The sequence below is a fragment of the Qipengyuania sp. genome (assembly GCF_043423005.1).
Taxonomy (GTDB): Bacteria; Pseudomonadota; Alphaproteobacteria; order Sphingomonadales; family Sphingomonadaceae; genus Qipengyuania.
In genome coordinates, this window is the sequence record NZ_JBHWMI010000019.1 from 1 (window position 1) to 8,815 (window position 8,815).

Annotated in this window: 7 protein-coding genes and 1 riboswitch; of the genes, 2 read left to right on the forward strand and 5 right to left on the reverse strand. The window is 66.3% G+C overall.

Annotated features, from left to right (window positions below; all coding sequences use genetic code 11):
* The 5 genes from ACHFFA_RS03520 to ACHFFA_RS03540 all read right to left on the reverse strand — a co-directional run.
* Nucleotides 1–250: biotin/lipoyl-containing protein (locus ACHFFA_RS03520; RefSeq protein WP_394269458.1), on the reverse strand; the 250-nt coding region annotated here is incomplete at its 3' end.
* Nucleotides 251–308: 58 nt separating this feature from the next.
* Nucleotides 309–3,140, reverse strand: coding sequence for a 2-oxoglutarate dehydrogenase E1 component (locus tag ACHFFA_RS03525; protein ID WP_394269464.1), 2,832 nt, complete (start codon nucleotides 3,138–3,140; stop codon nucleotides 309–311).
* 203 nt (nucleotides 3,141–3,343) lie between these two features.
* Nucleotides 3,344–4,234, reverse strand: a complete 891-nt coding sequence (gene sucD / locus ACHFFA_RS03530) for a succinate--CoA ligase subunit alpha (protein ID WP_394269459.1) — start codon at nucleotides 4,232–4,234, stop codon at nucleotides 3,344–3,346.
* A gap of 241 nt (nucleotides 4,235–4,475) precedes the next feature.
* Nucleotides 4,476–5,438, reverse strand: a complete 963-nt coding sequence (gene mdh / locus ACHFFA_RS03535; protein ID WP_394269460.1) for a malate dehydrogenase — start codon at nucleotides 5,436–5,438, stop codon at nucleotides 4,476–4,478.
* A 211-nt stretch (nucleotides 5,439–5,649) separates the two neighbouring features.
* The gene (locus ACHFFA_RS03540) at nucleotides 5,650–5,982 is read right to left on the reverse strand and encodes a hypothetical protein (protein WP_394269461.1); all 333 of its coding nucleotides are present in this window, start codon (nucleotides 5,980–5,982) and stop codon (nucleotides 5,650–5,652) included.
* Nucleotides 5,983–6,091: 109 nt separating this feature from the next.
* A riboswitch (cobalamin riboswitch) is annotated at nucleotides 6,092–6,288 on the forward strand.
* A gap of 88 nt (nucleotides 6,289–6,376) precedes the next feature.
* Here ACHFFA_RS03540 and ACHFFA_RS03545 point away from each other — a divergent pair.
* A complete protein-coding gene (locus ACHFFA_RS03545) occupies nucleotides 6,377–8,296 on the forward strand; it encodes a TonB-dependent receptor plug domain-containing protein (protein ID WP_394269462.1) in 1,920 nt (639 codons plus the stop codon).
* Nucleotides 8,293–8,815 (forward strand): ABC transporter substrate-binding protein (locus tag ACHFFA_RS03550; RefSeq protein ID WP_394269463.1); only part of this gene is annotated, 523 nt, incomplete at its 3' end. The genes ACHFFA_RS03545 and ACHFFA_RS03550, both read left to right, overlap by 4 nt.

Here is an 8,815-nt window from a genome sequence, read left to right on the forward strand (position 1 = left end):
CAACTGGGGCGATGTCGTCCTCGATCGTCGCGATCACCGCGCCAACGGCGACGGTGTCGCCGACCGCGACCGAATACTGGCCCATCACCCCCGCGACCGGCGACGGAACCTCGACCGCGACCTTGTCGGTCTCCAGGCTGGCGATCGGCTCGTCGAGCGCGACGGCCTCGCCGGGCTTCTTCAGCCATTCGCCGATGGTCGCCTCGGCGACCGATTCGCCCAGAGCGGGGACTTTGACTTCGGTGGACATCGCTGGATCCTAACCTTCAGAATTCGATACGGCGGCGACAAGGGTTGGCGCGCATCGGCTATCCCTTCTTCCGCCGCCGGATTTCGGAGCGGACCGACAGGCCCAGCGCGCTGCCGATCAGCGCGCCCTGCTCGGCCTCGTGGCGCTTGGCGAGCCCGGTGGCGGGCGAGGCGCTGGCGAGACGGCCGGCGTAGCGCGGGCGCGTGACGCCGCGCTTCGCGGCGATGAGCGCTTCCTCGATCAGGCTCTCGACGAAGAACCAGGCGCCGTTGTTGCGCGGTTCCTCCTGGCACCAGACGATGGTTTCCAGGTTGGCCATCCGCCCGATCCGGGCAGCCAGCGGCTCGCCCGGGAAGGGGTAGAGCTGTTCGAGCCGCACGATCGAGACATCCTCGAGCTCGGCCTCGTCGCGGCGTTGCATCAGATCGTAGGCGACCTTGCCGCTGCACAGCACAAGGCGGCGGACCTTGTCGTCGGCGATCTCCTTCATATCGGACTTGATCCGCATGAAGTGATTGTCGCCGGTGAACTCGCCCGCCACCGATTTCGCCAGCGGATGCCGCAAGAGGCTCTTGGGCGTCATGATGACGAGCGGCTTGCGGAACGGACGCAGCATCTGCCGGCGCAGGACGTGGAAATAGTTCGCCGGCGTGGTGATGTTGCACACCTGGATGTTGTCGTTCGCGCACAGTTGGAGGAAGCGTTCCAGACGGGCGCTCGAATGCTCGGGACCCTGTCCTTCGTAGCCATGCGGCAGCAGCATCACGAGGCCGTTGGCCCGCAGCCACTTGGCCTCGCCGCTGGCGATGAACTGATCGATCATGATCTGCGCGCCGTTGACGAAATCGCCGAACTGCGCCTCCCACATCACCAGGGTCTTGGGGTCGGCCATGGCAAAACCGTATTCGAAGCCCAGCACTCCGTATTCCGACAGCGGACTGTCATAGACCTCGAACTTGCCATGGGGCAGGGTCGACAGGGGGATGTACTTGCGCTCCGCCGTCTGATCGACCCAGACCGCATGCCGCTGGCTGAAGGTCCCGCGGCCGGAATCCTGGCCCGACAGGCGAACGCCATAGCCTTCGGTCACGAGGCTGCCGAACGCCAGCGCCTCCGCCGTCGCCCAGTCGAACCCCTCGCCGGACTGGAACATCTCCTTCTTGGCCTCGAGCACGCGGCCGAGGGTCTTGTGGATGGCCAGATCGTCCGGCACCGTCGTCAGCGTACGACCAAGCCTGTCGAACAGCTTGGCCGTGATCGCGGTGTCGACGTTGCGGCGGGCGGTTTCCGGATCGGCGGGCTTGTTCAGCCCCGACCAGCGACCGCCGAACCAGTCCGCGGCATCGGGCTTGTAGTCGGCCGCGGCGGCAAATTCCTGTTCCAGATGGGCGCTGAACTCGGCGCTCATTTCCTCGGCCGTCTGCGCCCCGATCACGCCTTCCTGCTGCAAGCGCTGCGCATAGAGCACGCTCACCTTGGGATGGGCGCGGATCGCATCGTACATCAGCGGCTGGGTGAACTTCGGCTCGTCCGCCTCGTTGTGCCCGAAGCGGCGATAGCACCACATGTCGATCACGATGTCGCGCCCGAAGCGGTGCCGGTATTCGACCGCCAGCTTGCAGGCGAAGGTCACGGCTTCGGGATCGTCGCCGTTGACATGCAGGATCGGCGCCTGGACGCCCTTGGCGACATCCGACGGGTAGGGGCTCGACCGCGCGAATTGCGGCGATGTGGTGAAGCCGATCTGATTGTTGATGACAAAGTGGATGCAGCCGCCGGTGTTGTAGCCCTTGACGCCGGAAAAGCCGAGGCATTCCCACACGATCCCCTGACCCGCAAACGCCGCATCGCCATGAATGAGGACCGGCAGGACCTGCTCGTGCTTCCTGAGATCGTCGCGGATCGCCTGCTGCGCCCGCGCCTTGCCGAGGACGACCGGGTTGACCGCCTCCAGGTGGCTGGGGTTGGGGACCAGGCTCATGTGGACCGAGATGCCGTCGAATTCGCGATCCGTGCTGGTCCCGAGGTGGTACTTGACGTCGCCCGACCCGCCGACATCGTCAGGATTGGCGCTGCCTCCGGAAAACTCGTGGAAGATCACCCGATAGGGCTTGGCCATGACATTGGCGAGGACGTTGAGCCGGCCGCGATGCGCCATCCCGTAGATGATCTCGCGCACGCCCATCTGGCCGCCGTACTTGATCACCGCCTCGAGCGCCGGGATCATGCTTTCGCCACCGTCGAGGCCGAAGCGCTTGGTGCCCACGTATTTCTTGCCGAGGAACTGCTCGTACTGCTCGCCCCGGATGACCGCGGCGAGGATCGCGCGCTTGCCCTCGTCGGTGAAGCGGATCGTCTCGTCCGGGGTCTCGAACCGGTCCTGCAGGAACCGGCGCTCCTCGGTATCGGCGATGTGCATGTATTCGAGGCCGACATGTCCGCAATAGGTTTCGCGCAAGGCCTGGTAGAGGTCGCCGACCGTGACCCATTCGAAGCCGAACACGCCGCCGACATAGACCTGCGTCTGTTCCTGGCCCTCGAACCCATGCCCCGCGAGCGTCAGGTCTTCGGGGATTTCGCGCTTTGCGAGGCCGAGCGGGTCGAGTTGCGCGGCAAGGTGCCCGCGCACGCGAAAGGTGCGCACCAGCAGCATCGCGCGGATCGAATTGTCCGCCGCCTCGACGATCGCCTGCCGGTCGAGCGACTTGCCGCCGGCCTGTGCGGACTTCTCGACCGCAAGGCGCATCTGCGTCGGATCGAGGGCGGCGGTGAGATCGGCCCCGCTGTCGACCACGTCGGCCAGCCAGCGCGGATTGCCCCAGCTGGGACCGGGCTGGCCCCCGTCCTGATCGCCCAGTTCGGGGAGAAAATCGTGGCTTTCGTTACCCATAAAACCGTCCATCAGCCCAAACAATCATCATGGGCACTTTCGTTCGCAGTCGCATTTAAGCGACAACCTGCCTGCGCCGCCCGGTCCGGACCTGCCGCTTTGGGAAAGCCTCCTGCCCGGCTGAGAGATAGACGAGCCCGGGCCGCAACCGTTCCATGCCTGCCGGGCGCGCCAGCCTGAACGGCGGCGCCCCGGCGTCTATGTCAGGCGAGTTCCTTGAGCAGAGCGTCCAGCGTGGTGCCAAGTTCGGACGGCGACTGCGCCACCCGGATGCCGGCATCTTCCATCGCGGCAATCTTGTCCTCGGCGCCGCCCTGCCCGCCCGAGACGATCGCCCCGGCATGGCCCATCCGCCGACCGGGAGGGGCCGTACGGCCCGCGATGAAGCCGACGATCGGCTTCTGGCGGCCTTGCCTGGCCTGCTCCTTGATGAAGGCGGCGGCCTCTTCCTCGGCGCTGCCGCCGATTTCGCCAATCATGATGATGCTTTTGGTCTCGTCGTCGTCGAGGAACAGGTCGAGCACGTCGATGAAGTTGGTTCCGTTGACCGGGTCGCCGCCGATGCCCACCGCCGTGGTCTGGCCAAGGCCGACCTGCGTGGTCTGATGGACGGCTTCGTAGGTGAGCGTGCCACTGCGCGAGACGACGCCCACGGTCCCCTTGCTGAAGATCGAGCCGGGCATGATGCCGATCTTGCATTCGCCCGGGGTCAGCACGCCGGGACAGTTCGGGCCAATGAGGCGGCTCTTGCTGCCGCCGAGCGCGCGCTTGACCCGCACCATGTCGAGCACCGGGATGCCCTCAGTGATGCAGACGATCAGCGGCACCTCGGCATCGATCGCCTCGAGAATCGAATCCGCGGCGAACGGCGGCGGCACGTAGATGCAGCTCGCGGTGGCACCGGTGTCCTTCACCGCCTCGGCAACGCTATCATAGACCGGCAGGCCGATATGCGTGGTGCCGCCCTTACCGGGGGTGACGCCGGCAACCATCTGGGTGCCGTAATCGAGCGCCTGCTGGGTGTGGAAGGTGCCGGTTTCGCCGGTCATTCCCTGGGTGATGACCTTGGTGTTCTTGTCGACGAGGATGCTCATTCTCTTAGCTCCGTGCGGACTGACGCCGAGGTGCCTCGGCGCAGCGCGATCAAATTGAAAAGCCCAAGCGCAATAGCCGCTGCGACAGCGAATGCGCCAAATAGCGGAACGAAAACTGCGATCGCACCGAGTGGACTACCCCAAGTTGCAATCGCTAGCGGAAACGTAGCCACGAGCGAAATCAGGCCCGAGATAAGCAGCCAATTAGCCACTAGATAACGATGGTGGGCCGAAACTGGCATCAGCCGAGCGAGCTATCCAGCCCCTTGCAGGCCACCAGCAGTTCCTCGACCGCGTCAGTCGAGACCTTGAGGTTGCTGCGCTCTTCGTCGGACAGCTCGATTTCGATCACCTCTTCGATGCCGCCCGCGCCGATCACCGCGGGGACGCCGACATACAGCCCGTCGAGGCCGTACTTACCCTCGACATACGCCGCGACGGGGAGGATGCGCTTCTGGTCGCCGAGATAGGCCTCGGCCATGGCGATGGCGCTGGTTGCAGGGGCGTAATAGGCGCTGCCGGTCTTGAGCAGGCCGACGATCTCGCCGCCGCCGCCGCGGGTGCGCTTGACGATCTCGTCGAGGCGGCCGGCATCGACGCCCTTGATCTTGGCGACGTCATGCACCGGAATGCCGCTGATCGTGGAATAGCTGAGCACGGGCACCATGGTATCGCCATGCCCGCCGAGCACGAAGGCGTTCACGTCCTTGACCGAGACGCCGAACTCCCAGGCGAGGAAGGTGGCGAAGCGCGCGCTGTCGAGCACGCCGGCCATGCCGACCACGCGTTCGTGCGGCAGCCCGCTGAACTCGCGCAGCGCCCAGACCATTGCGTCGAGCGGGTTGGTGATGCAGATCACGAAGGCATCGGGCGCGTTGTCGCGGATGCCTTCGCCGACCGCCTTCATCACCTTGAGGTTGATGCCGAGCAGGTCGTCCCGGCTCATGCCGGGCTTGCGCGGAACGCCGGCGGTGACGATCACCACGTCGGCCCCGGCGATGTCGGCATAATCATTGGTGCCGGTGATCTTCGCGTCGAACCCTTCGATCGGCCCGCACTGGCTGAGGTCGAGCGCCTTGCCCTGCGGCACGCCTTCGGCAATGTCGAACAGGACAATGTCGCCCATTTCCTTCTTCGCGGCCAGATGGGCCAGCGTGCCGCCGATCATGCCGGCGCCGATAAGCGCGATCTTCTTGCGAGCCATGCGTTCGTTGCGTCCTTAACCTTGCGCGCGGGAAGGCGGACACGGGCGCCATGGCGCCAGGCCCCATCCCGTCCCGCCGGGCAGGGCGTCCCAAGCTTTGCCAAGCGGACTAAGCCTGCGTGGGATCGATTGCAACCGCCAAATAATATGCGCGCTCGAGGCAATCTGCGAATTTCTCGCAGTAGCAATAAGCAGTTCGTGGAGCCGGCGATTACTCTGTTGCGAGAACAACCGGCTCGGCCAGCTGACGTTCCAGTTCCCCCGCCATATTGCGGTCGAGCGAGAAGCAGATCGCGAGCCACCAGCGGGCGGTCTGCGTGTCTCCTTCTCGATGCGCCTGCCGCGCGTGACCCGCCGCTATTCCGGCGGAGCCGAGCCCGTGTCCGGCAAACAGGCGCAGGGCGGCCGTGGTCCGTTCATCGATATCGTTGGCCGGGATCAGCTGCCGATTGTCGTTCGCGGCGCGGCGGATCGCGCGCCAGGCGAGCGCTCGGGCGATGGGCGAGCGCGAGGCACAGCGGGCGGCAGCGAAGCGAAGAGCCATAGGCGAAAGGTCCTGTTCCGGCGCCAGCGCGCGCCCTGCCGCCGCCTAGACAACCGCGCTCTAAGCATCTGTTCCCCAGCATGATTGACGAGGGGTAAAGCCGGGTCTAACGCCCGGATCAGGCACGGGTGGCCCTTGTCCGCAGGGGCCCGAAGAGGGAACGGGGTGCGATACCCCGGCTGCCCCCGCAACTGTGACCGGGGAGGTCCGCTCCACTATGCCACTGCCGCCATCGGGCGCGCGGGAAGGCGGGGCAAGGCCGGCGATCCGGAAGCCAGGAGACCTGCCCATGCCTGCTGTTCGGCTGCGAGCGGGGTGCCTCGTCAGCAAACGCGATCTGCCGTCATGCGGCAGGCCCGTCAGGAACGGCATGTCGTTCGTGATGGAGTATCGTGTGAAAAAATATCTGCTGTTTCTCGGCGCCGCGCTGGCCCCGGGCGTGGCGTCAGCCCAGGATGCGGGCGAGGCCGCGCTGGCCGACATCATCGCCCGGCAGGATGCCGACCTTGCCGCGCAGGATGCGGTTCCGGCGGCGACTGTGCCGGCCGATGCCGATGATCGCGCTCCGACCATAACCGTCATCGCCAACGGTCTCGGCACGGATATCCGCAACACCGGACAGGCGGTCACCATCATCGGGCAGGCCGAGATCGACGCGGTTCAAGGGGCCGATATCGCCCGCGTCCTGCAACGCACACCGGGCCTTTCGCTGGCCCGCAACGGCGGGGCGGGCAGCTTCACCGGGATCAATATCCGCGGCGGAAGTGCAGAGCAGGTTCTGGTGCTGGTCGATGGGGTGCGCGTGGCGGATCCCGCCGCACCTGCCGGTGGGTTCGATTTCGGCAATGTCATCAGCCCGATGGTAGGCAAGTTCGATATTCTGCGCGGGGCCAACAGCACCATCTGGGGTTCGGACGCCGTGGCCGGAGTGATCGACATCACCACCCGCGCTGAAACCGGGTTCGCCGGTACCTTGGAGTATGGTGCGCGCGACACACTGCTCGCCAGTGCGGCGGCGGGGGTCGACGGGGAGGGCGTCTTCGTCGGCCTCACCGGTTCGTGGTTCCGCACCGACGGCTTTTCCTCCGCGGCCGCCGGCAGCGAGCGGGACGGCTTTCGCCAGTTCGCGATCGGTTCGAGCGCCTTCATCGACCTGACGCCCACCATCGAGCTGTTCGGACATGCCAACGTGCGGCATTCCGAACTGGAGCTCGACGGATATCAATCCGTTGCCCCTTTCGCTCCGATCGATAGTGGCGACCGGCAGGAAACCGCACAGCATTGGGGCGATGTCGGCCTTGCCTATTACGGCAACGATCTCACCCTGCGCGGCGCGTTCAGCCTTGCGCAGACCCGGCGCGACAATACCGACGCGGACGGGCAGCCTCTTTTCGAAAGCGAGGGGCGTTCCCACCGGTTGCAGGTGCGGGGTGAATACCGCCTGCTCGGCGGCCTCGCGCTGGCTTTCGGGGGCGAGCACGAATGGACCCGCTACGACGTTGCCGGCGAGGATGCCGCGCGCACCGAGATCAGCGGCGCCTATGCCCAGCTCGGCTGGGTGATGGGGGCACTGGCGATCCACGCCGGGGGCCGGGTCGATCATCACGCGCTGTTCGGCACGCAGACCAGCTTCGGCGGGGATGCCAGCTATCGCCTTTCCCCCTCCTGGCGTTTGCGGGCCAGCGTGGGCGAGGGGTTCAAGGCGCCCTCGCTGTACCAGCTGTTCGGATTCTACGGCAACCGCGCGCTCGAACCGGAAGAAAGCACCAGCATCGATTTCGGTATCGAACGGGGCGAGCGAGGCCGGGGGCTGCACCTCGCCCTGACTGCCTTTCGCCGGACCAGCGACAATCTCGTCGATTTTACCTACACCGCCGCCCGCCCCGACGGCTTCTATGCCAACACCGCCCGTGCGCGTGCGCAGGGGATAGAAGCGGAAGCCGGGGTCGATCTTGCCGAGGGGCTGCGCCTTTCGGGGGTTTACGCCCTGGTCGATAGCGAGGATCGCGAAACCGGCCGCGCGCTCGCACGGCGCCCCCGGCATATCGCCACCCTCTTTGCCGATTGGGCTGTCGGACCTGACTTGCGGCTTGGCGCCGATCTGCGGATAAGTAGCGGCAGCTTCGACGATGCCGCCAATGCCCGGCGAGTTCCCGGGTACGAGGTGCTCGATCTGCGCGCCGCACTGCCGGTAACGCAAAATCTGGAGCTCTTCGGCCGGGTCGAAAACGTATTCGACGCCGAGTACCAGACGGCGTTCGGCTATGCCTCGCCCGGTCGCGGCGTCTTTGCCGGAGTGAGGGCGCGGATGTGAAGCGCGCAGGCGCGCTCGGCCTTGCGCTGGCATTGATCGCCAGTGCTTGCGCCGGGGGCGGGGAGGGCAGCCGCCCCGCGCCCGGACAGCCGCCGCGGATCGTCAGCCTCAATCCCTGCACCGACGCGATCCTGGCGAAGGTCGCCGACCGGGATCAGCTCCTCGCGATATCGCATTACAGCAAGGACCCTGCCGCGAGTTCGATGGCTGCCGCAGACGCCGCACGCTATCAGGCGACAGGAGGCGATGTCGAGGAAATCCTCGCGCTGGCGCCGGATGTCGTCGTCGCTTCGGTGTTCCTCGATCCGGCGACCCGCAACGCGCTCGAAGACCTCGGAGTGCGAGTGCAGACCTACGGCATGGCGACCAGCATCGCGGAAAGCGAGGCACAGGTACGCGCCCTTGCCGGGTTGGCGGGCCACCCCGCCCGGGGCGAAGCACTGGTGGCGGACATGCGCGCCGCCCACGGGGTCGTCACGGGGTGGGCGCAGGAACGTCCCGACTGGCGGGACTCAAGTT